General features: G+C 68.8%; 18 protein-coding genes and 1 riboswitch. Of the genes, 8 read left to right on the forward strand and 10 right to left on the reverse strand.

Going from position 1 to position 20,895, the window contains the following annotated elements; all coding sequences use genetic code 11:
- Positions 1–270: 270 nt before the first annotated feature.
- The 4 genes from ribH to ribD all read right to left on the reverse strand — a co-directional run bounded on the left by ribH (position 271) and on the right by ribD (position 4,007).
- The gene (gene ribH, locus EZE58_RS13625) at positions 271–741 is read right to left on the reverse strand and encodes a 6,7-dimethyl-8-ribityllumazine synthase (RefSeq protein WP_063249670.1); all 471 of its coding nucleotides are present in this window, start codon (positions 739–741) and stop codon (positions 271–273) included.
- Positions 742–866: 125 nt separating this feature from the next.
- On the reverse strand, positions 867–2,264 hold the full coding sequence (gene ribA, locus EZE58_RS13630; RefSeq protein ID WP_082834898.1) for a GTP cyclohydrolase II: 1,398 nt from the start codon (positions 2,262–2,264) through the stop codon (positions 867–869).
- On the reverse strand, positions 2,257–2,979 hold the full coding sequence (locus tag EZE58_RS13635; RefSeq protein ID WP_164672054.1) for a riboflavin synthase: 723 nt from the start codon (positions 2,977–2,979) through the stop codon (positions 2,257–2,259). The genes ribA and EZE58_RS13635 overlap by 8 nt, the downstream gene beginning before the upstream one ends.
- Entirely contained in the window at positions 2,976–4,007 is a 1,032-nt protein-coding gene (gene ribD / locus EZE58_RS13640) for a bifunctional diaminohydroxyphosphoribosylaminopyrimidine deaminase/5-amino-6-(5-phosphoribosylamino)uracil reductase RibD (RefSeq protein ID WP_063249671.1), read from the reverse strand. Before ribD ends, EZE58_RS13635 begins: the two co-directional genes overlap by 4 nt.
- 100 nt (positions 4,008–4,107) lie before the next feature.
- Positions 4,108–4,236: riboswitch (FMN riboswitch) on the reverse strand.
- A gap of 169 nt (positions 4,237–4,405) precedes the next feature.
- On the opposite strand from ribD, the gene EZE58_RS13645 reads away from it, so the two are divergent.
- The 5 genes from EZE58_RS13645 to EZE58_RS13665 all read left to right on the forward strand — a co-directional run bounded on the left by EZE58_RS13645 (position 4,406) and on the right by EZE58_RS13665 (position 11,066).
- A complete protein-coding gene (locus tag EZE58_RS13645; RefSeq protein WP_063249673.1) occupies positions 4,406–4,999 on the forward strand; it encodes a MarR family transcriptional regulator in 594 nt (197 codons plus the stop codon).
- A gap of 95 nt (positions 5,000–5,094) precedes the next feature.
- Positions 5,095–6,393 carry an MFS transporter gene (locus tag EZE58_RS13650; RefSeq protein ID WP_063249674.1) on the forward strand — a complete coding sequence of 433 codons (1,299 nt, stop codon included), beginning with the start codon at positions 5,095–5,097 and terminating at the stop codon, positions 6,391–6,393.
- Positions 6,394–6,564: 171 nt separating this feature from the next.
- Positions 6,565–7,170: a DUF805 domain-containing protein gene (locus EZE58_RS13655; RefSeq protein WP_063249675.1), complete on the forward strand. Its 606-nt coding sequence runs from the start codon at positions 6,565–6,567 to the stop codon at positions 7,168–7,170.
- 815 nt (positions 7,171–7,985) lie between these two features.
- On the forward strand, positions 7,986–8,816 hold the full coding sequence (locus tag EZE58_RS13660) for an ATP-binding cassette domain-containing protein (RefSeq protein WP_009378900.1): 831 nt from the start codon (positions 7,986–7,988) through the stop codon (positions 8,814–8,816).
- Between the two features lie 72 nt (positions 8,817–8,888).
- The gene (locus EZE58_RS13665) at positions 8,889–11,066 is read left to right on the forward strand and encodes a YhgE/Pip domain-containing protein (RefSeq protein ID WP_063249676.1); all 2,178 of its coding nucleotides are present in this window, start codon (positions 8,889–8,891) and stop codon (positions 11,064–11,066) included.
- A 56-nt stretch (positions 11,067–11,122) separates the two neighbouring features.
- On the opposite strand, the gene EZE58_RS13670 is transcribed toward EZE58_RS13665, so the two are convergent.
- Entirely contained in the window at positions 11,123–11,845 is a 723-nt protein-coding gene (locus EZE58_RS13670; protein ID WP_063249700.1) for an AAA family ATPase, read from the reverse strand.
- 218 nt (positions 11,846–12,063) lie between these two features.
- Positions 12,064–12,663: a LysE family transporter gene (locus tag EZE58_RS13675; protein ID WP_167560729.1), complete on the reverse strand. Its 600-nt coding sequence runs from the start codon at positions 12,661–12,663 to the stop codon at positions 12,064–12,066.
- Between the two features lie 69 nt (positions 12,664–12,732).
- Here EZE58_RS13675 and EZE58_RS13680 point away from each other — a divergent pair, with 69 nt between their 5' ends.
- On the forward strand, positions 12,733–13,653 hold the full coding sequence (locus EZE58_RS13680) for an ArgP/LysG family DNA-binding transcriptional regulator (protein WP_009378909.1): 921 nt from the start codon (positions 12,733–12,735) through the stop codon (positions 13,651–13,653).
- A 117-nt stretch (positions 13,654–13,770) separates the two neighbouring features.
- Here EZE58_RS13680 and EZE58_RS13685 read toward each other — a convergent pair whose 3' ends face one another.
- On the reverse strand, positions 13,771–14,352 hold the full coding sequence (locus tag EZE58_RS13685) for a TetR/AcrR family transcriptional regulator (RefSeq protein ID WP_063249679.1): 582 nt from the start codon (positions 14,350–14,352) through the stop codon (positions 13,771–13,773).
- Positions 14,353–14,481: 129 nt separating this feature from the next.
- Between EZE58_RS13685 and EZE58_RS13690 the strand changes: the two genes are divergently transcribed.
- Entirely contained in the window at positions 14,482–14,955 is a 474-nt protein-coding gene (locus EZE58_RS13690) for a hypothetical protein (RefSeq protein ID WP_009378912.1), read from the forward strand.
- An 88-nt stretch (positions 14,956–15,043) separates the two neighbouring features.
- Positions 15,044–17,149: a RecQ family ATP-dependent DNA helicase gene (locus tag EZE58_RS13695; RefSeq protein WP_009378915.1), complete on the forward strand. Its 2,106-nt coding sequence runs from the start codon at positions 15,044–15,046 to the stop codon at positions 17,147–17,149.
- 64 nt (positions 17,150–17,213) lie between these two features.
- On the opposite strand, the gene EZE58_RS13700 is transcribed toward EZE58_RS13695, so the two are convergent.
- The 3 genes from EZE58_RS13700 to EZE58_RS13710 all read right to left on the reverse strand — a co-directional run bounded on the left by EZE58_RS13700 (position 17,214) and on the right by EZE58_RS13710 (position 20,834).
- Complete coding sequence (locus EZE58_RS13700; RefSeq protein WP_009378918.1) at positions 17,214–17,981, reverse strand: VOC family protein; 768 nt, start codon at positions 17,979–17,981, stop codon at positions 17,214–17,216.
- Between the two features lie 86 nt (positions 17,982–18,067).
- The gene (locus tag EZE58_RS13705) at positions 18,068–18,841 is read right to left on the reverse strand and encodes an isocitrate lyase/phosphoenolpyruvate mutase family protein (protein ID WP_167560731.1); all 774 of its coding nucleotides are present in this window, start codon (positions 18,839–18,841) and stop codon (positions 18,068–18,070) included.
- A gap of 268 nt (positions 18,842–19,109) precedes the next feature.
- On the reverse strand, positions 19,110–20,834 hold the full coding sequence (locus EZE58_RS13710; RefSeq protein WP_063249681.1) for an amidase: 1,725 nt from the start codon (positions 20,832–20,834) through the stop codon (positions 19,110–19,112).
- Positions 20,835–20,895: the final 61 nt, after the last annotated feature.

The raw sequence follows: 20,895 nt of genomic DNA on the forward strand, positions 1-20,895 counted from the left end.
GATTTCTGCGGCACAAATCGACACCGGGCGTCCATAACTCGGTCGGGCAGCACGTTCGTGGGGGCGTTGCCGTCGCGGAGGAGAGTCACCTGTGTGCGGGTGGCGCTCCAGGTGCGGAGCGCCCGCGAGCCCGCGAGTCGAGGACGCTGAGTGTCGATTTCTGCGGCACGAATCGACACTGAGCGTCCTCGACTCTGTCTGTTCCCCTCGCCGCCTCGCCGCCCCTCGCCGCCTCGCCGCGGCGCGGACGGCCCCTCGCCGCGCGGGCCCTCAGCTCACCGGATAGTCCTTCAGCGCCGAGGCGGTCGCCAGGGCCGCGGTCATCGCCTCGTGGCCCTTGTCTTCGCGTGAGCCCGGGAGTCCTGCGCGGTCGCGGGCCTGCTCATCGTTGTCGCAGGTGAGCACGCCGAACCCGACAGGCTTGCCGGAGTCGAGGGCGACGCGGTTGAGGCCGTCGGTGGCGGCCGAGCACACATAGTCGAAGTGGGGTGTGCCCCCGCGGATGACGACGCCGAGCGCGACGACGGCATCGAAGTGCTTCGCGACCCGGGCCGCGGCGACCGCGAGTTCGAAGCTGCCGGGCACGCGGATGAGCGTCGTCTGCGCGCCGGCTTCCTCGGCTGCGCGCTCGGCACCTGCGATGAGGCCGTCCATGACCTCGGTGTGCCAGGAGGCGGCGATGATTGCGACGGTGAAGTCGCCTGCGGTCACGGTGATGTCGGGTGCGCCGGAGTGCGCCATGGGTGAGTCTCCTCTGTGAGTGTGGGTGTGCGTGTGATGGTCGGGTGGTTCAGCCGGAAGCGTCCGCCTGCCGGTCGCGTCCGCCCGCCCGCCCCGCGCGGTGCGGGGAGCCCGGGCGGTCGCGTTCAGCCGGCCAGATGCAGGGCGTGGTGCATCCGCGTCTGCTTCGTCGCGAGGTACTTCGCGTTCTCTGGCCGTGCTGGGATCTCGAGCGGCACGACCTCCTCGACGGTGATCCCGAGCGCCTCGAGCGCCTGGGTCTTCGTGGGATTGTTCGTGAGCAGGCGGATCCGCGTCAGGCCCATCGACGTGAGGATCGCCGCTGCCGCCCGGTAGTCGCGGGCGTCGTCGCTGAGGCCCAGGCGCAGGTTCGCATCGACGGTGTCGAGGCCGGAGTCCTGGAGCGCGTACGCGCGGATCTTGTTGCTCAGCCCGATCCCGCGGCCCTCGTGGCCGGTGAGGTAGACGACGGCGCCGCCCTCCTCGGCGATCGTGCGCATCGCCAGATCGAGCTGCTCCCCGCAGTCGCAGCGATGCGAACCGAAGACGTCCCCGGTCATGCACTCCGAATGGACCCGCACGAGGGGAGCCTGATCGTCGTCCAGACCCGTGTACACGCCGAGGTGGTCCTGACCGTCGACGGTGAACGCGCGGGCCGTGAAGCTGCCGTACCTCGTCGGCAGCGGCACCTCGTCGGACGCGTCTGCGGCGAGCATCTCCGCGGGCCGCAGCATGGCCGGGGCCCCGGTGAGGGCGGCGTCCGCGAGCGGAAGATCGTCCGCCGCGCCATCGCTCTCCTTCGCCTCGACCTCGCCGAGGTGGTCGATGAGCTGTTCGATCGAGACCATGACGAGCCCGTTGTCGGTCGCGAACCTCCGCAGGGCGTCGAAGCGCATCATCGACCCGTCGTCGTGGACGACCTCGGCGATCATCGACACCGGGCGGGCGCCGGCGAGGCGCGCGAACTCGACTCCGGCCTCGGTGTGGCCGGGACGTTCGCGCACACCGCCGTCCTTCGCGATGAGGGGGAACACGTGACCGGGGCGGGAGATCGCCTCCGGGTCCGGATCGGCGGCGGCGAGCACTCGCCCGGTGAGTGCCCGCTCCTCGGCGCTGATGCCGGTGGTCACGCCGACGGCATCGCAGCTGATCGTGTAGGCCGTGCCCTTGGGGTCTTCGTTGTCGGTGACCATGGGCGGCAGGCGCAGCGCCTCGGCGCGGGCAGCGGTCATCGGTGCGCAGACGACGCCCGAGCTGTGGCGGACGATGAAGCCCATCGTCGCTGAGTCGGCGAACTCGGCGGCGATGATGAGGTCGCCTTCATTCTCCCGGTCCTCATCGTCGACGACAACGATCGGACGGCCCGCTGCGATCGCGGCGACCGCCTCGGGGATCGTGTCGAGGAGTCCGGCGCCCGGAGCGCCGCCTGCGCCCGGAGCGCCCCCGGTGTTTCGCACGCTCCCGGTGCGCGGCGATGGCCCTGCGGCCTGAGCCGCAGCGGTGGTCGGTGAGGTCTCAGTCATGATCGACTCCTCGGTCGGTGGTGGGTGCTGTCGCCGGGGCGAACGAAAGTAGCCGGGCGGTGTACTTGGCGATGACGTCGACCTCGACGTTGACGGGGTCGCCAGTGCGGATGCCGCCGAAGGTCGTGTGTGTGAGCGTCGCGGGGATGAGGCCGACCTCGACCCACGCCTCGGCGAGGCTGGGCTCCGAGACGGCGGTGAGGGTGAGGGAGACGCCGTTGAGGGCGATCGAGCCCTTGACCGCGGTGAACGGGGCGAGCCGGGCGGGGATCCCGATCCGCAGGGTCGTCCACTCCGCGTGGTCGGTGCGCGCGATGACCTCACCGAGGCCGTCGACGTGGCCTTGGACGACATGGCCGTCGAGGCGACCGCCGGCGACGGTGCACCGTTCGAGGTTGACGGGGTCACCGGGGGTCAGGGCGCCGAGGCCGGTCAGCCGCAGGGTCTCACCCATGACCTCGGCGACGAAGCGGCCGGTCTCGGCGGCCGTGCCGTTCTCGTCCTCGACGATCGAGGTGAGGCAGACGCCGTCGACGGCGAGCGATCCGCCGGGGCCGAGGTCGGCGACGACGTCGCCGGCGTCGATCGTGAGGACGGCCGAGTCCTCGTGGCGCGCCACGTCAACGACGGTGCCGAGTCCTTCGATGATTCCGGTGAACACTGATGCCTCCTGTGCGTGAGGTGGGTCGATGGTGATGGGGGCGAGGAGGCTCATCGGCCTCCCGTCGTGAAGTGGAGGAGGACGTCGGGGCCGAGCCGGGCGACCGCGGGGATGTCGGTGTCGTCGGGGACGAGGCCGACCGCCTCGGCGAGGGTCGCGATGTCGAGGCCGGCGATGCTCGGCAGGCCGGGACCGAGGAGGACGGGAGCCTGATAGCAGAGCACCTCGTCGACGGCGTCGGCGGCGAAGAAGGCTCCGAGCACACGCGGCCCGCCCTCGACGAGGAGGTGGCGGACACCGCGGTCGTGGAGCTCGCGCAGGGCAGCGGCGACGTCGTGGGTGCGCAGGTGCACGGTCGCGGGATTGGCTGCCAGCGTCGAGCCCGTGGGCAGGTCGCTGAAGCCGAGGACGACGGGCACGGGTTGGGAGTCGAGGAGCTCCCCGTCCTCACCGCGCGCGCTCAGGCGCGGATCGTCATCGCTGACCGTGCCGGTGCCGATGAGGATCGCGTCGACCTCGCCGCGCAGACTGTGGGCATGGATGCGCGAGGCCGCCGAGGTGATCCACTGACTCGTCCGGTCCGCGGCCGCGACCTTCCCGTCGAGGCTCTGCGCGATCTTCGCCGTGACGAAGGGACGGCGCTCGGCGGTGGCGCGGTGCCAGCGGGCGTTGAGCTCAGCCGATTCCTCGGCTCGCAGTCCCGAGCGGACCCGGACCCCCGCCTCGGCGAGGATCTGCCCGCCGCCACCGGCCTCCGTCGTGTCGGGGAGGGCGAAGACGACCTCGGGGATCCCGGCGTCGCGGATCGCCTCCGTGCACGGTCCGGTCCGGCCCGTGTGCGAGCAGGGTTCGAGGGTGACGAAGAGCGTCGACGTCGTGAGATCGAGGCCCGCGCCCCGGGCGGCGGCGATCGCGTCGACCTCGGCGTGAGCGGTCCCCGCGCCGAGGTGGCGACCGGTCACCGTTCGTCCGTCGGCTGCGCGGATGGTCGCTCCCACGAGGGGATTGGCTCCGCGGCGGCCGTCGCGTGCGGCCGTGAGCGCAGCGGCCATCGCCGCGTCATCGGTGGGCGGTGCGCCCATAAGAAAACCTCCCGAGCCTTGGCCGGGAGGGAGGAGCGTGGTCGCCGATCACGGGTGTCGGTCTCGAGCGCTCTCACGCACGGACACGACGACCGCGGTCGTCCTGTTCCTCCCATCCAGACTCTTACTGTCGGTCTCGGAATTCCACCGAGTCGGCCGATCGCACTGCTGCGCTCGGGTCGCGGACTGTCACCGCCGGCACGGAATTTCACCGTCCCCGGAACATGTTGCGATCAGGCTAGCACGCCGGGGCCCGCGACGTCTGTGATGTCCGTCATGTGGCCGATGTCCCCGCCGAGGCGGGTGCTGGGTGAGGTGGGTGCGGGGAGAGGGGGCGAGCCGGGATCGTGCGTGGGACGCGGTTGCATAGTTACATAACCAAGGTATATAAACGAGTTATGGAAGATGTGGATCCGGAGAAGATCGTCCGCGGACTGGTCGTCGTCTCCTCGCGGCTGACCAGGGCGTTCCGACGGCTCATCGGCAACGAGAGCGAGCTCGTCACCCTGCGAGCCCTCGCCGTCGTCGAGCAGTATCAGCCCGTGCGGGTCGGTCACTTCGCGCAGGGCTACCTGTCCTCGCAGCCGGCCGCGACGAAGCTCCTCGGACGGTTGGAGAGCGAAGGGCTCGTCGTGCGTGAGGCGAGTGATACGGACAGGCGGGCGTCTCAGTTCTCGCTCACCGAGGCGGGACGGACACGCCTGGCGACGAACCGTCAGATCATGACCGATCAGATGGTCCCCTACTTCGAGTCGCTCACCGCCGAGGAGCGCATGAGCGTCTATCGGGCCCTCGAGCTCGTCGGCGACTACCTCCGCAACGAGCACCCCGTGGGCACCGACGACTCCGCCGAGGCCGACGGCGGGGGTGAGGCCGACGACCCTGTCGGACCGGACCCGGGTGCCGCCTCGGCGGGAAGTCCGGAACCGGGAACCGTCCCGGCGGGGGACCCGGACTCCAGAGCCGCCTCGGCGGGGGAGTCCCACGAATGACGCCGCACGCACGTGCAGGCGGACGGGCGGACGGCTCTCCGATCCTCCATCGACCAGACAGCGAACACCGAACGAAAGGACGAACGGGCGAAACGATGAGCGCGACGAACGAAACCAAGCAGGACAGCGAGACGGCGTCGATACTGCGGCAGCCGAAGGCGGTGTGGGCGGTCATCTTCGCCTGCGTCATCGCCTTCATGGGCATCGGGCTCGTCGACCCGATCCTCCCCGCGATCTCCCGTGAGCTCAACGCGACGCCGGCGCAGTCGATGCTGCTGTTCACGAGCTACCTGCTCATCACCGGCGGGGTCATGTTCTTCACGAGCTTCGCCTCCTCCCGCATCGGGACGAAGACCACTCTCATCATCGGGCTCGTGCTCATCATCGCGTTCTCGGCACTTGCCGGCCTCTCCGGCAGCGTCGATCAGATCATCGGCTTCCGGGCCGGATGGGGACTCGGCAACGCCCTGTTCCTGTCGACGGCTCTGGCGGCAGTCGTCGGCGCAGCCGCCGGCGGGGCGGACAAGGCGATCATCCTCTACGAGGCGGCTCTCGGGCTGGGGATCGCGACCGGTCCGCTCATCGGCGGCCTGCTCGGCGGCATCTCATGGCGCGGCCCGTTCTTCGGCACCACGGCGCTCATGGCCATCGGACTCATCGCGATCATCGTGCTCCTGCCGAACCCGAAGTCGGAGGGGTCGGCGATCAGGGACGATGCGGCGCCGGTCCATCTCAGCGCCACATTCCGCGCCCTTGCCCATCCCGGGATCCTCGTCATCGCGATCTCGTCTCTGCTCTACAACTTCGCGTTCTTCATCCTCCTCGCCTACAGCCCCTTCCCGGTCGAGGCGGCGGCTGAGCGGATGGGCGTCGAGAACTTCGGAGCGATGGGCCTCGGCTACGTCTTCTTCGGCTGGGGAATCTGCCTCGCGATCACCTCGGTGTTCGGCGCACCGGTGCTCACCCGGCACTTCAAGCGGCGCGCGACTCTCATCATGGTGCTCGTCGTCATGGCGGCGCTTCTGGTCGCCATGTGCTTCCTCGTGACCTCGTTCGTCGGGCTCATCATCTGCGTCGTCGCCGCCGGCCTCGTGCTCGGCCTCCTCAACACCGTGTTCACGGAATCGGCGATGGAGGTCAGCGAACTGCCGCGACCGGTCGCATCAGGTGCGTATTCGGGCGTGCGATTCATCGGCGGAGCGATGGCGCCGATCGTGGCAGGCACGGTCTCGGAGAGCATCGGGGCAGGAGCGCCCTACCTCTTCGGTGCCGCCTCCGTGGTGCTGGCGATCCTCGTCATCGCCTTCGGATGGAAGGCGCTGAGGCGCATCGACGGACACCTCGAGGAATCACCGGTCGACGAGGCTTACGCTCTCACCGGAGGCGATGCCTGAACCTGCGTCGGCGGACGGGGCGCGCCCCCGCGTTCACGGTCTGACCTGGGATTTCGGCTCTCGAGAGGAGACTCTCGGGGGCCGAATCCGTCTGCGGCCGACGACGGCGGTGGTCTGCTGTGGCAGATTCGGAACACTTCCTTGTGCTCATCCTGAGTGCCAGGTGCAAGAATGGTGTTCGCAGAGACCGCGCGGATCGATCCCGAACCGTGCGGCCCACCCCTCAACCAGGAAGCCATCATGACTTACGACGCGAACAGCGCATACGGTTCCGGAAGCCCGCTGAGCTCGGACCTCGACGGCGCCAAGAGCCCCGATGACCTCTCTCGTCCCCTCTACGGTGCGACGTTCGGCCAGGCCGTGCGCCGCTTCTTCAAGAAGTTCTCCGTCTTCTCCGGACGCGCGTCCCGCAGCGAGTACTGGTTCGCCTACCTCTTCACGGCGCTCCTCATGCTCGTGCCGACCGTCCTCTACGTCATCGGCTTCTCGATGGTGACGGCCACGGCGGCATCGTCGTCGTACTCGCCCTACGGCACGCCGACCGCGGAGCCCTCGGCCGGCGGTGCGACACTCGCGCTCATCGGCGGCATCCTCATGATCATCGTCATGCTCGCCCTGCTCGTGCCGACGCTGGCCATCAGCTGGCGCCGACTCCACGACGCGAACCTCGCCGGACCGTTCTGGTTCCTCACCTTCATCCCCGGCGTCGGCGGCCTCATCGTGCTCGCCCTCATGCTCATGCCCTCGAAGCCGGAGGGCCGTCGCTTCGACGTCTGAGCTCCAGGCTGACGCAGTCGCGATCCGTCGCTGACTGCACGGCGACGACCGGTCTTCGCGGATGCGTCCGTGGAGGCCGGTCGTCTGCTGTCTGCCCTGGGTGCGGTGGCGACTCGTCTCACGAAGCACCGGCGGCCTGCCATCGGACCCCTCGCGTCACGACCTTTGGACCACGGCAAGCCGTTCGAGCCGCGCCACGCCCCTCGCGTCATCGTGCGCCGTTCGTGGCACGCCGCACCCTTCGCGTTACGACGCACCGGTAGCGCCGAATCATCCGCGCCGCTTCGCACGCCACCCCCGCAGCGTCACGTCCTCCCCTGGCACCGGTGCGACGAAGCGCTGCGGGTGTGGGATGCGTTTCCGCGCCGACGGAGAGGTCGCCTCACGGACTGCGTGCGGCGTCTGTGCGGCGGCAGCGGTGCGAGTGTCGAGGCGGCGATGTGGGATTGGAGACATCTGCGTCGATTCCGGGTCGATTCTCAGACTCGCGTCGTATAGTTACCTATGAGTAACTTGACGATTTCGAGCCGCAGCCGCGTCAAGGCCCCATGTTTGCCGTAATGTGCAGATGACCGGAACGGCATCCGCGGAGCACTGGGGGCGGAGGCCGGAACGGCGGGACGCGGATCCGAGCGTTCGCGACAGTCGGCCGCCCGTCCGGGTGGCCGAGAGTAAGTGACCAGCCACAACGGAGCCAGGCCGCAACAGCGGCCGACCGCAGAAGAGACCGACCACGACGGCAGAGCCGCATCACGGACCGGCGGTGCGGCAGGGGAGTCGGACCAGCGCCCGCGGAGAGGTGAGGGAGCACAGACATGCAGAGCGATTCGCACACGCTCGCCGAGGAGACGGACACCGGCACTGCGGCCGTGCGCCTGCACGACTGGGGGATGTCGGGCAAGCGCGGACCCGTCTTCTCCGACATCGACCTCGTCGTCCCACCCGGGTCGCTCGCGATCATCCGCGGTGCGGCAGGCTCAGGCAAGACCTCGCTGCTCCTTTCGATCGCCGGACGGATGCGCGTCGACGAGGGCGAGGGCTTCGTCTTCGACCTCGACATCCGCAAGCAGGCGAGAGCCGTGCGCGGGAAGGTCTCGATCGGCCACGTCGCCGGGCTGACCGATCTCGAGAACGACTTCACCGTCGCCCAGCACATCGCCGAGCGCCTCATCATGCTCCAGCCCTGGTACAAGCCGTGGGTATCGAAGAAGTCCCTGCGAGAGGTCATCGACCTCATCAAGGAGACCTTCGACTCCGCCACCGAGGTGATCGGCCGCCTCCCCGCCGACACGTTCACCTCCAGCGACGCCAAGAGCGCGGACTTCCTCGTCGACGACGACGGCGACACGTTCGTCTCCGAGCTCAGCGAGCTCCAGAAGTTCCTCCTCGAGTTCGGACTCGCCTCCCTGGCGCAGGCCCCGGTGATCGTCGTCGACAACATCGACTTCCTGCGCGAGCGCGAGGATCGTGCCCGGGCGTGGGCGGCTCTCCTCATCTACCAGGAGCTGCGCCGCAACCGCGACCCCGAGAAGCCGCTCACGCTCATCGTCACCTGCGAGGACTCCGCGGAGATCGACCTCGCCTTCGACCAGCTCTCGACCGAGGTGCACCCCACCTCGGTGACCGAACTCAACCTGACCCCTTAGCACCTCCGCCGTCGCGGACTCGGATCCGCGAAGCACCGACGGCACACGGATTCTCTTGAAGGTGATTCTTCGATGTTCTCTCTTCCATGGCTCGAGCTCACACGGTTCAAACGACACACGATCACGCGCCTGGCGATGATCGTCGTCGCCGTCATCCCCGCGATCTACGGCGGCCTCTACCTCGCCTCGAACTGGGACCCCACCAACCACCTCGACCGCCTGCAGGCGGCCGTGGTCAACGAGGACACCGGCGCCGAGAAGCCGAACTCCGATGGCGAGCGGCTCAATGCCGGCGACGAACTCGTCGACAAGATCACCCCGAAGGGCGAGGGCGGCTTCGACTGGCAGGAGACGTCCGCGCAGGAGGCCAAGGACGGCCTCGCCGAGGGCAAGTACTTCGCGATCCTCGAGATCCCCTCGAACTTCTCCAAGCGCCTCGTCTCCACCGGCGGCGACGATCCCGAGCAGGCGGGGCTCGAGCTGCGCACCGACGATGCGCACAGCTTCATCGTCGGACAGCTCTCCGGCACCGTGCTCGCCGAGATCAAGGCGGGTCTCAACGAGACGACGACCTCGGAGTACGTCTCCCAGGTCTACGTCGGCTTCAATGACATCCACTCGTCGATTCAGAAGGCAGCCGACGGCGCCTCCGACCTCCACGACGGTGCCGTCGAACTCCATGACGGTTCGGGCAAGCTCGCAAAGGGCGCCCACGACCTCGACAAGGGCGTCGGGGATCTGCAGAAGGGCATCGGCGACCTCGACGACGGGGCAGGGAAGCTCGCCAAGGGCAGCGGTGACCTCGCGACCGGCGCGGACACGCTCGCGAAGGGCACCGGCGATGCCGAATCCGGTGCGAAGAAGCTCGCGAAGGGAGCCGGTCAGGTCGCCGAGGGCACCGGGCAGCTGCGCGACGTCGCCGATGGCGCGACCGACAAGGCCGAGAGCCTGAAGAAGAAGGCCGATGACCTCACTGAGAGCGCACGGCCGAAGCTCGACCAGGCCGAAGAGGACCTCGACTCCGCGCACTCGAAGGTCAGCGGCAGCGTCGACGATCGGATCGAACAGCTGCAGAGGGACTACCCGGACGACCCGAACGTCGAGAAGCTCGCCGAGGAGGTCGGTGCCCTCGGTGACGACCTCGACTCGGCGCATGAGCGGGCCTCGAAGGCCGCCGACGAAGTGCGGGGACTCGAGAAGCCGGTCAAGAACGCCGTCGACGATGTCATGGACAAGATCCGCGAGGCCGACAAGAAGATCGGTCAGCTCGACGACGGCGCCCAGCAGGTCGCCGACGGGGCGAACGACCTCCACTCAGGACTGGTCAAGCTCGACAAGGGCGCGAACGACCTCGCGAAGGGCGCAGGCGACCTCCATGACGGTGCCGTCGCCCTCAAGGACGGCACGGCGAAGGCGAAGGACGGCGTCGGCCAGCTCAAGGACGGCTCATCGCAGCTGGCCAAGGGGGCCACTGACCTCGATGAGGGCGCGGGCAAGCTCGACGAGGGCTCGGGTGAGCTCTCCGACAAACTCGCCGAGGGCGTCAAGCAGATCCCGACGTATGACAAGGACGATCGGGAGAAGCGCTCCGACGTCGTCGCCGTCCCCGTCGACGCGGAGAAGGTGAAGAACAACGCCGTGAGCACCTACGGGGAGGGACTTGCCGCCTTCTTCATCTCGCTGGCCCTGTGGATCGGCGGAATGATCACCTATATGGTGCTCAATGCCATCCCTTACCGTGCGCTCGCCTCGACGGCGAAGTCGAACCGGATCGCGTGGGCGGGATACGTGCCGGGACTGCTCTTCGGCATCGCCCAGGTCGCGGTGCTCTACGGAGTGCTCTGGTTCGCCCTCGACTTCTCCGCCGGCGCGTGGCTGGGGACTCTCGTCTTCTCCATCCTCGTCGCCGCGTGCTTCCACTCGGTCCATCAGCTGTGCGTGGCCGCACTCGGAGGCGTCGGCAGGCTCATCGCGCTCGTCCTGCTGATGATCCAGATCGCCTCGGCGGGAGGCACCTATCCGGTGCAGACCGCGCCGGAGATCTTCCAGATCATCTCGCCGTTCCTGCCGATGACGTACGCGGTGACCGGTCTGCGCACGCTCATCGCCGGCGGCGACCTGTTCATCGCCGTGCAGGCGGCTGGAGTGCTGCTGCTCATGACGGTGATCTGTCTGCTCGCAACCGTGCTCGTGTGCAGCCGCAAGCGCATGGTGACGCTCACGCAGCTCCACCCGAGCCTGTCGCTCTAGGCGCATGGCGGCGCGGAACCGTCGCCAGGCTCAGCCTCACCCGGTTCCGTGACACCTCACTCCTCGTCGAAGTATCGGGTGTAGCGCCGCGGGTCGTCGAGGAATCGCCGCCAATGGGCGACCATGTCGAGGTCGTCCCACGTCGAGTCCCGGATTCCCCACTCGCCGAGCTCGACGACGCGGGCCCCCTCGGCGCTCGCGAGCACGGGGGAGTGTGTCGCCATGACCGTTTGCAACCCGGCGCGTTCGCGCTCGCGGATGAGCTGCAGGAGGGTGAGCGACGCTGTGAAGGAGAGTGCGCTCTCGGGCTCGTCGAGGATCCACAGGCCGAATTCAGTGAATCTGCCGGTGAGCAGGTCGACGAACATCTCTCCGTGAGACCGACGCGCCATCTCGTATCCGCGCATCGCGCCGATTTCCATGAGGTGGGCCATGCTCTCGTGCATCGTCTCCGCGCGGAGGAAGAATCCGGTGCGGTTGGTCGTCGCGCCTTTGACGACCTGCAGATGCTCGGTGAGCGCGGGAGCCTCCTCGGCGTGCTCGCGCACCTCCCACGCGGTGCCGCCGCCGTGGGGGAGGTCGAGTGCCGTCGCGATCGCCTCGATGATCGTCGACTTCCCCGACCCGTTCTCACCGACGAGGATAGTCGTCGCCTCGAACTCGAAGCCGCCAAGCAGATCGCGCACCGCGGGAATGGCCGCCAACCAGGCCGGCAGGTCCGGCGGGGAGTGGGCATGGGCGGCGACCGACCGCAGGGGGAGACCGACTCGGGGATCCATGACACCGAGGTTAGCGTCGAGGACTGACACGGCCCCCACCTCGGCGCCTCGGCGCCCGGCTGGCAAAGCGGCAGGTGTCTTCCGGAGGCGGATCCGGTTCGAAAAGCGACGCCGATTCGCACCGGATCCTCCTCGGGAGCGACCCCGCGCCGCCATCCCACCTCGGCGGGGTCCCGCCCCTACCCGAGCGCCAGCCGCACGGCGAGGGACCACCGCCCCTACCCGAGTGCGAGCCGCACGGCGAGGATGACGAGGACGACGGCGATGACGACGTCGAGGACCTGCCACACCCGGGGACGGGCGAGGTGGGTCGAGGCCGACCGAGCGCCGAGCCCGATGCCGAGGAACCACGTCACCGACCCGAGCATCGCGCCCAGAGTGAACGGCAGCACCCCGCCGGGACCCTGCTGGTTGGCGAGATTGCCGAGCATGACGACGGTGTCGAGGTAGACGCCGGGGTTGAGGAACGTCAGCGCGAGCGTCGTGGCGATGACTCCGCGCAGACTCCGCGCCTCGGCATCGGCCTTGAGCCCACCGGCCTTCCGCGCCGAGCGCAGGCTCGTGAACGCGAACCACAGCAGGTACGCGACCCCGAGCCACCGGAGGACCTCGAGCGCCCAGGGGGCGAGGAGGACGATCGCCCCGACCCCCACCGCGCCGGCGCCGATGAGGAGGATGTCGGCGACGATGCAGATCGTGAGCACGGCGCCGAGGTGCTCGCGCCGGATCCCCTGTCGGAGCACGAGCGCATTCTGCGGCCCGACTGCGATGATGAGCGACCAGCCCGCGAGGAGACCGGTGAGGAGATGGGTGAGCATGATGCCAGACTAGGACGCTCTCCATGTGAAGAAAAGCAAGTTTATCTGCACTTGATGCAGAATAGCTTCATGAACATCGAGCATGTCCGCGCCCTCGCCGCCGCCGTCGACGAAGGCACCGTCGAAGGGGCCGCATTCGTCCTTCGGATCACTCCCTCGGCGGCGAGTCAGCGCATCCGGGCCCTCGAGTCCCGCCTCGGCCAGGTCCTCATCCGGCGGACGAATCCCATCACCGTCACCGAGGCGGGCACCGCGGTCCTCCGGTACGCCCGCCAGGTCGAGCTCCTCGAATCCGAGGCCATGGACCGCCTCCACGGGATCGCCGCCGACGCCGACCCGCGGGCGCCCGGCGTCCTGCGCGAGCCGACAGTGCTGCGGATCGGGCTCAACGCCGATTCCCTGGCGACGTGGTTCCGCCCTGTCTTCGCCGAGGTGGCCGCCTGGGACGATGTCGTCATCCGCCTCGATGTCGCCGACCAGGACAAGGTCATGCCGCTGCTCACCTCCGGTGAGGTGCTCGGCGCGATCGCCTCGACCGGGGCGCGCACGTACGGCACGCGCGTCCAGCGACTCGGCGCGATGCGCTACGTCGCCGTCGCCGCTCCCGCACTCCTCGACAGGCACGGCTGGACGCAGCGCGAGGGGTCGTCAGGTCCCTTCGCCGAGGTGGACCTCGCGTCCCTGCCCATGGTCAACTTCGGCAGGGACGACGACCTCCAGCTCGCCTTCCTCAAACGCAACGGCATCAGGCAGGTGCCGCCGATGTCGGTCGTGCCGAGCTCGACCGAATTCGCGACCGCCGTCGTCGCCGGCGTCGGCTGGGGGATGATCCCCGTCCTCCAGCTTGCCGACATCGACGCCGAACTCGTCCCGATCACTGCGGATCCGAGCGTCGACGTCCCCCTCTACTGGCACCACTGGAAGCTCGCCTCGGACAAGCTCTCCCGCCTCACCGAGGCGCTCACGAGGGCCGCCGCGCACATGCGGTGAGGGAGGGCCGCACCACATGTGTTGCGGGGTCGGTCGCCTCGGCGGGGAACCGCATCCGACCAATCGTGGACCACGCATGACCGGCCGACGGCCGCCCCGCCTCGGCGGGGGACAGCGTCAGTCGAGGATCTTGGCGATCGTCCACCTGACGGTGTCATGGACGGTCTCGACGGTCATGCGTTCGGGCGTGATGATCGAGTGCAGGGCCATGCCGTCGATGGCGGTGAAGAGGAGCGTCGCACTCGGGGCCACCTCGGCGGGGTCGATGTGCCCTTCGTCGGCGAGGATGCCCAGCCAGCGGTGAAGGCTGTCGTAGGTGATCTCGTGGCCGTATCGAAGGAGTTCGTGGGACCCTTCGCGGGGATCGGGCCCGAGCGCGTTGAGGTGCATCTTGAACCACGTCTCGAGCTGGATGTCCCTGAGTTCGTCGTTGATGAGGAACTGCGCGCAGACCTCGTAGAGGCGCTCGGCGGGATCGATGCTCGAGTCGGTGATCGCGAAGTCCTGGACGACCGTCTGCATCGAGCGCCGTGCGACCTCCTGGTAGAGGGCGTTCTGGGTGGGGAAGTAGTGCCGCAGGGTCGAGGCTCCGATGCCCGCCTCCTTGGCGATCGTGCGCACGCTCAGTTTCGCCTCGCCAGGCGGAGCGGACTCCGCGAGGCGGATCGCCGCCTCGATGATCTCATCGCGTCGGGACATCGGCTCTCCTCTCCACGGCGTCGTCGCTCCGCTCATCCTATGTATAGTACAGTGTACTAGTACAGCGTACTACAGACGATTCGACCGACCGCGCCGCAGATGCGGAACCGCACAGATGGGAGCTTCACCATGATCGAGAACATCCAGAGCTTCGCCGACTCGTTCCCCGACTGGCTGCAGTGGCTGGGGGTGATGATCGTCTCGGCGATCCCGTTCGTCGAGTCGTACTTCGGTTCTGTCATCGGGGTCGCGATCGGACTGGGTCCGGTCGTCGCGATCCTCGTCGCCGTCATCGGCAACGTCATCTCGATGCTCGCGTTCGTCTACGGTGCCGGAGCCCTTCGCGACAAGGCGACGAAGAACCGGGAGAAGGAGACCTCGCCGAGGCGGCAGCGCATCAAGCGCATGTTCGACCGGTTCGGCGTCCCCGGGGTCTCCCTGCTCGGCCAGACCGTCCTGCCCTCGCAGATCACCTCGATGGCGATGGTGAGCTTCGGAGCGAATCGCAACACCGTCGCCGTCTGGCAGATCATCTCGATCATCCTCTGGGGCGTGCTCTTCGGAGTCCTCGCCACCCTCGGAGTCAACGTCGCCCTCCGGTGAGAGTCCCCCCGTCGCCCGAAGTCCGGCGTTCCCGGCCCGGAAGCGCCGAGGCGGGGGCCGTGTCAGTGCCCCCGCCTAGACTGGGCGCATGACGGAGAACAGCCTGCTCACCGACTTCGACGCCGACGCACGGACCGTGCTCGCCGAACTCACGGGCAACCCGAACGCCGAGTTCCGCGACGGTCAGCTCGAGGCGATCCGCGACCTCGTCGTCGGCCGCAGGCGCGTCCTCGTCGTCCAACGCACCGGCTGGGGCAAGTCCGCCGTCTACTTCGTCGCCACCCGCCTCCTCCGTGCCGCCGGCGGGGGTCCGAGTCTCATCATCTCCCCGCTGCTCGCCCTCATGCGCGACCAGATCGCCGCCGCCGAGCGGGCCGGGGTCCGGGCGGCGACGCTGAATTCCTCGAACGTCACCGAATGGGACGACGTCCTCGACGAACTGCGCGCCGGCAGCCTCGACGTCCTCCTCATCTCCCCGGAACGGCTGAACAACCCGCAGTTCCGCGACGAGGTGCTGCCCCAGCTCATGCGCTTCCTCGGCCTCATCGTCGTCGACGAAGCCCACTGCATCTCCGACTGGGGGCACGACTTCCGCCCCGACTATCGACGGATCGGCCACATCCTCTCAGAGCTCCCCGGGGACACCCCTGTGCTCGCGACGACGGCGACGGCGAACTCCCGCGTCGTCACCGACGTCGCCGAACAGCTCGGTGACGACACGACCGTCGTCCGCGGGGAGCTCGCCCGCGACTCCCTGCGCCTCGGCGTCCAACCCGGCCTCGACCCCAGCGCGCGGATCGCGTGGCTGGCCTCCCACCTCGGCGACTTCACCGGATCGGGCATCGTCTACACGCTCACGGTCTCCGCGGCCGAGGACATCACCCGGATCCTGCGCGACCAAGGCCACGAAGTGCGCGCCTACACGGGGCGGACGGACGCAGAGGAGCGGGCCGAACTCGAGCAGATGCTCAAGGACAACCGGCTCAAGGCGCTCATCGCCACCTCGGCGCTGGGGATGGGATTCGACAAACCCGACCTCGGATTCGTCGTCCATGTCGGCGCGCCCTCCTCGGCCGTCGCCTACTACCAGCAGGTCGGTCGCGCCGGTCGCGCCACCGAATCCGCCGACGTCCTCCTCCTGCCCGGGGCCGAGGACACGGAGATCTGGGAGTACTTCGCGACCGCGTCGATGCCGAGCCAGTCCGATGCGAACGCCGTCCTCACCGCCCTCGCCGAGGCGGACGGCCCCCTGTCCGTCGCCCGCTTGGAGACGCTCGTGGGGACGAAGCGGACCCGACTGCAGCTGCTGCTCAAGACCCTCGAGGTCGAGGACGCCGTCGAGAAGGTCCGCGGCGGGTACGTCTCCACCGGCCGAGGCTGGACCTATGACCAGGAGCGCTACGAGAAGGTCGCCGAGGTGCGCGGCGCCGAGGCGCAGGCGATGCTCGACTACGAGTCGACCGGTGCCTGTCGGATGGAGTTCCTCATCCGCCAGCTCGACGACCCGGATCCGCGCCCGTGCGGACGCTGCGACAACTGCGCCGGGGTGTGGTGGTCGACGGAGATCACGGAAGCCAGCCGCCAGGACGCGGCCGGGACGCTCCACCGGATCGGGCTGCCGATCGAAGCGCGGAGCACGTGGCCGTCGGGGATGGCGAACATCGGGGTCTCCCTCAAGGGCCGGATTCCCGCCGACGAGCTCGCCGAGGAGGGACGCGTCATCGCGCGCCTGAGCGATCTCGGCCAGGGGCAGGTGCTGCGGGAGTTCCTCGCCCCCGATGCTCCCGATGCCGAGGTTCCGTCGCAGATCGGGAAGTGGTGCCTGCAGGTGCTCGGCGAATGGGACTGGGCGGTCCGCCCCGAGGTCGTCGTGTCGATCCCGAGCGCGCGGCGCCCGGTCACGGTGCGCTCACTCGCGGCGAACCTCGCCTCGGCGGGACGGCTGATCGACGGCGGTGAGCTGCTCCAGGTCCACGACCACGGCACTCCCGACGTCAACAGTGCCTTCCGCGTCAAAGACCTCCATGACGCGTTCGTCGTTCCTCCGGAGGTCGCCGAGGCGGTCGCCGGCAAGGCGGTCCTCCTCGTCGACGACGAGATCGTCTCCCGGTGGACGATGGCGATCGCCGCCCGTCAGCTGCGACTGGCCGGTGCTGCCGCGGTGCTCCCGTTCGCCCTGGCGATGCGAGGGTGAACGGGAGCACCGCGCACTGAGCCCTCTGTGGCGTGCGCTGAGCCCAGTGCTGTGGGCTTCTCGCTCAGAGGTCCTGGTGCAGTTGGAACGTCGCGCCCTCGGGATCGGCGACGGTCGCGATGCGGCCGAACTCCGAATCCTCGGGCCCGTCGAGCACCTTGCCGCCGAGTTCGACGATCTTCGCCGTCGCGGCATCGACGTCGGCGACGTTGAAGTACGTGCGCCAGTACGAGTTCGAGACCCACTGGCTGGCGTCGCAGATGCCGGCGACTGCCTTCTCGTTGCCGCCGTTCGTCGCGTACTTGATGTCCTGGCCCTCCATCTCGATGAGTTCGAAGTCGAAGGCGTCGACGTAGAACTCGCAGGCGGCGTCGTAGTTCGTCGTCATGAGTTCGAACCACACGGGCGTACCAGGAACGAGCGGAGTCTCGAAGCCGGTGAACTCATCCGCCTGCCACATGCCGATCGGTGCCCCCGTGGGGTCGACGACGACGGCCATCTGCCCGAGCGGTCCGACCGCCATCGGCCCGACGACCTCGTGTGCGCCGTCGTTGACGGCCTTCTTGAAGGTGTGGTCAATGTTCTTCGTGTTGAGATACGTCGACCATGCGGTCGGCATCGACGGCTCCGGGGTGCCGTCCATGTTCATCGCGCGCATGAACCCGGCGACGTCGACTCCGTCCTTGCGGGCAATATGGTAGTGACCGAAGTCAGGACCCTGGTCGACGATCTCCCAGCCGAAGAGCTCCTCATAGAAGCGCTTCATCCCGTCGAAGTCCTGACAGACGTAGTCGATCCAACAGGGCTGACCTTCGCGTGCATTCTCAGGCATAGCATCTCCTCGTTGTGGTGCTGCGGGTGGTTGAAGGGGCGGTGCGTTCTGGGGTGGCGACGGATCACCGTCGCCGAGGTGGGGGATCAGTGCCAGGCCCGCGTGACCTCGGCGAACTGCGGGCGCAGGGCCGCCTGGAGCAGCGGGCCGAAGGACACGCGCTTGACGCCGATCTCGGTGAGCTGGGCGAGACCGAGTCCGTCGGGAATCGCCCCGTCGACCGGCTTCGCGGTGACGTTGAGCGGTAGGGGCACCTCGGCGACGACGCGCTTGAGGGTCTCGGTGTCGGGCATCGCGACGGGGTAGACGGAGTCCGCACCCGCCTCGGCGCACAGCTGGAGGCGACGGATCACCTCGGCGGTGGGGTCGTCGAATCCCTCTGGGGACTTGAAGACGTCGGTGCGGGCGTTGATGACGACGTGGACGCGCTGGGCGTCGGCGGCCCGGCGGAGGTCGCCGATGTACTCGGCATGCTCCTCGGCGGTGCGGAGACGACCGGCGCTGTGGACGGTGTCCTCGATGTTGACGCCGACGGCACCGGCCTCGAGGAGACCGGCGATGAGATCGGGTGCAGGCGTGTCATAGCCGGATTCGAGGTCGGCGCTGACGGGGACGTCGACGGAGGCGGTGATCCGGGCGATCCCTGCGAGCGCGTCCTCGAGGCGCATGTTCTCCCCGTCCGCCAAGCCGAGGGAGTCGGCGAGTGGGTGGGAGCCGACGGTCAGGGCGGTGAACCCGGCGTCGACCATGGCGTTCGCCGACCAGGCGTCCCACACGGTGGGCAGGACGAGGGGTTTCGCCTGGTGGTGGGCGTCGAGAAGGGCGGCGGCGCGGTCCGCGAGCACAGAGAGGTCTGTCATGGTCCCCACTGTTGCACCACTTGCCCTGAACGCGCCAGCACTATCACCCATTCACCCGAAGAATTCAGAATCACCCGAGGTGGGAGGGAAGACCCCGCGACTTGAGGACCCGCAGTGTCGATCTTCGCGCGCATAATCGACACTCCGGGTCCTCAAGTCGAGGGCAACGGGGGCAGCAGGGCGCCCGCCTCCTCGCGGCGGGTGCTGGTCACTCTGGACAGGGTTCCGGCCCGAAGATCTGCCTGAAGTGACCAGTGCCCGTGGGTGGTCAGAGACGCGGGGTGCGCGGGGGCACCTCGCGGCGGTCGCCGGTGGCCTCGAAGGCGGCGGCGAGGGCGATGAGCGCCGAGTCGTCCCAGCCGCGGCCCGCGATCGTCAGCCCGACGGGGATTCCGGTGTCGGCCATCGTGCCCATCGGCACCGTCACTGACGGGATCCCGAGATGCCTGGGCACGAGGTTGCCGTTGGCCACCCACGTGCCGTTGCGCCAGCCGAGGTCGGCGGAGTCCTCGTCGACGTCCATGTCGGCGGGTCCGACGTCGGCCATCGCGGGGAAGATCACTGCGTCGAGGCCGTTCTCATCCATCCACGCCTCGAGGTCGACCCGCCGGGTGAGTTCGAGGCCGTGGACACCCTCCTCGAGGTGCGGGATGTCCGTCATCGCGGCATACGGGTGCTCCCGCACCTGTGCCGGGTATTCGGCGATGTCGTCGTCGAAGCCGGTGTAGCGGTCGGGCAGCGCACCCTCGGGGTGGGGGAAGATGAGGGCCCCGTCCACCTCGGCGAGCGAGCTGAGGTTCGGGTCCCCGTTGGCTCCGAGGAAGTCGTCCCACGCCCATGCGGAGAGGTCGACGATCTCCCGCTGCAGGTACTCGGGGCTCACCAGGCCGCGGGTCGCGATCGTCGGGGCTCCGGGGCGGTCGCCTTCATAGTTGCTCACGACGGGGAAGTCGGTCTCGACGACCTCGGCGCCGGCGGCCTCGAGGTCACGCCGTGCCGCTTCCCACAGGGCGATGACCGAATCGCGGGTGACGACGCGCTCACCCGTGGGTCCGCCGATGCCGCCGTCCGGGTTCGTCCCGGCCTCAGGGTCGGCGTTGATGTACATTGTCGGCACGCCGAGGCGCTTGCCGTGAAGCGTCGCCTCCGCGGTTTCGCGGTCGGCGGGCAGCAGCGTGGCATACGAGTCGGGGCGGACCTCGGAGGCCGCGGGGATCTCCACCCACGGCTGAACGCGCCAGAAGTCTCCGCGCGTCTGCGTGTCGTCGGCGACGATGACGTCGAGGACCTCGGCGAGGTCGGCCATCGTGCGGGTGTGAGGGACGACGACGTCCATCGTCGGCACGAGCGGCCAGTTCCCGCGCACAGAGATCACCCCGCGCGACGGCGTGTAGGCGATGAGCGCGTTGTGCGAGGCCGGCGCCCGACCCGAGGACCACGTCTCTTCCCCGAGGCCGAACGCCCCGAAGCTCGCCGTCGTCGCCGTCCCCGACCCGTTCGACGACCCCGAGGCGAAGGCGCTGGTCAGCCAGTCGGCGTTGTAGGGGCTCTCGGCGCGGCCGTAGAGTCCGCGCTGCATGCCGCCGTTGGCCATGGGCGGCATGTTCGTCAGGCCGAGGCAGATCGCCCCGCCTGAGCGCAGCCGCTCAATCGTGAACGCGTCCTTCTGGGCGATGAGATCGGCGAAGGCCGGGGAGCCCGAGGCGACCGTGAGCCCGGTGACCATGTAGCTGTCCTTGGCCGTGTACGGGATCCCGTCGAGGGGGCCGAGCGTCTCCCCGCGGGTGCGCCGCTCGTCGGAGGCGACCGCCTCGGCGCGGGCCTCGGGGTTGGCGACGATGACGGAGTTGAGCTTGGTCTCGGTGTCGGGTCCGTCGTACGCGGCGATCCGCTCGAGGTAGGCATCGACCAGGTCCGCCGAGGTGGTCTCCCCGGACTCGAGCGCCTCGCGCAGGGTCGCGATGGAGGCCTCGACCACGTCGAACTTCGTCATTCTCGTGCTCCTTCGGTGGGTGGGACGGTGACCGCCCGATGGGTGAGGCGGTGACCGCCCG

Source organism: Brevibacterium sp. LS14, from assembly GCF_012027885.1.
GTDB classification, from domain to species: domain Bacteria; phylum Actinomycetota; class Actinomycetes; order Actinomycetales; family Brevibacteriaceae; genus Brevibacterium; species Brevibacterium casei.

Coding starts and splice junctions, on each gene's coding strand:
- ribH (WP_063249670.1), bottom strand. CDS start 741: ATGGCGCACTCCGGCGCACCCGACATCACCGTGACCGCAGGCGACTTC.
- ribA (WP_082834898.1), bottom strand. CDS start 2,264: ATGACTGAGACCTCACCGACCACCGCTGCGGCTCAGGCCGCAGGGCCA.
- EZE58_RS13635 (WP_164672054.1), bottom strand. CDS start 2,979: ATGAGCCTCCTCGCCCCCATCACCATCGACCCACCTCACGCACAGGAG.
- ribD (WP_063249671.1), bottom strand. CDS start 4,007: ATGGGCGCACCGCCCACCGATGACGCGGCGATGGCCGCTGCGCTCACG.
- EZE58_RS13645 (WP_063249673.1), top strand. CDS start 4,406: ATGGAAGATGTGGATCCGGAGAAGATCGTCCGCGGACTGGTCGTCGTC.
- EZE58_RS13650 (WP_063249674.1), top strand. CDS start 5,095: ATGAGCGCGACGAACGAAACCAAGCAGGACAGCGAGACGGCGTCGATA.
- EZE58_RS13655 (WP_063249675.1), top strand. CDS start 6,565: ATGGTGTTCGCAGAGACCGCGCGGATCGATCCCGAACCGTGCGGCCCA.
- EZE58_RS13660 (WP_009378900.1), top strand. CDS start 7,986: ATGCAGAGCGATTCGCACACGCTCGCCGAGGAGACGGACACCGGCACT.
- EZE58_RS13665 (WP_063249676.1), top strand. CDS start 8,889: ATGTTCTCTCTTCCATGGCTCGAGCTCACACGGTTCAAACGACACACG.
- EZE58_RS13670 (WP_063249700.1), bottom strand. CDS start 11,845: ATGGATCCCCGAGTCGGTCTCCCCCTGCGGTCGGTCGCCGCCCATGCC.
- EZE58_RS13675 (WP_167560729.1), bottom strand. CDS start 12,663: ATGCTCACCCATCTCCTCACCGGTCTCCTCGCGGGCTGGTCGCTCATC.
- EZE58_RS13680 (WP_009378909.1), top strand. CDS start 12,733: ATGAACATCGAGCATGTCCGCGCCCTCGCCGCCGCCGTCGACGAAGGC.
- EZE58_RS13685 (WP_063249679.1), bottom strand. CDS start 14,352: ATGTCCCGACGCGATGAGATCATCGAGGCGGCGATCCGCCTCGCGGAG.
- EZE58_RS13690 (WP_009378912.1), top strand. CDS start 14,482: ATGATCGAGAACATCCAGAGCTTCGCCGACTCGTTCCCCGACTGGCTG.
- EZE58_RS13695 (WP_009378915.1), top strand. CDS start 15,044: ATGACGGAGAACAGCCTGCTCACCGACTTCGACGCCGACGCACGGACC.
- EZE58_RS13700 (WP_009378918.1), bottom strand. CDS start 17,981: ATGCCTGAGAATGCACGCGAAGGTCAGCCCTGTTGGATCGACTACGTC.
- EZE58_RS13705 (WP_167560731.1), bottom strand. CDS start 18,841: ATGACAGACCTCTCTGTGCTCGCGGACCGCGCCGCCGCCCTTCTCGAC.
- EZE58_RS13710 (WP_063249681.1), bottom strand. CDS start 20,834: ATGACGAAGTTCGACGTGGTCGAGGCCTCCATCGCGACCCTGCGCGAG.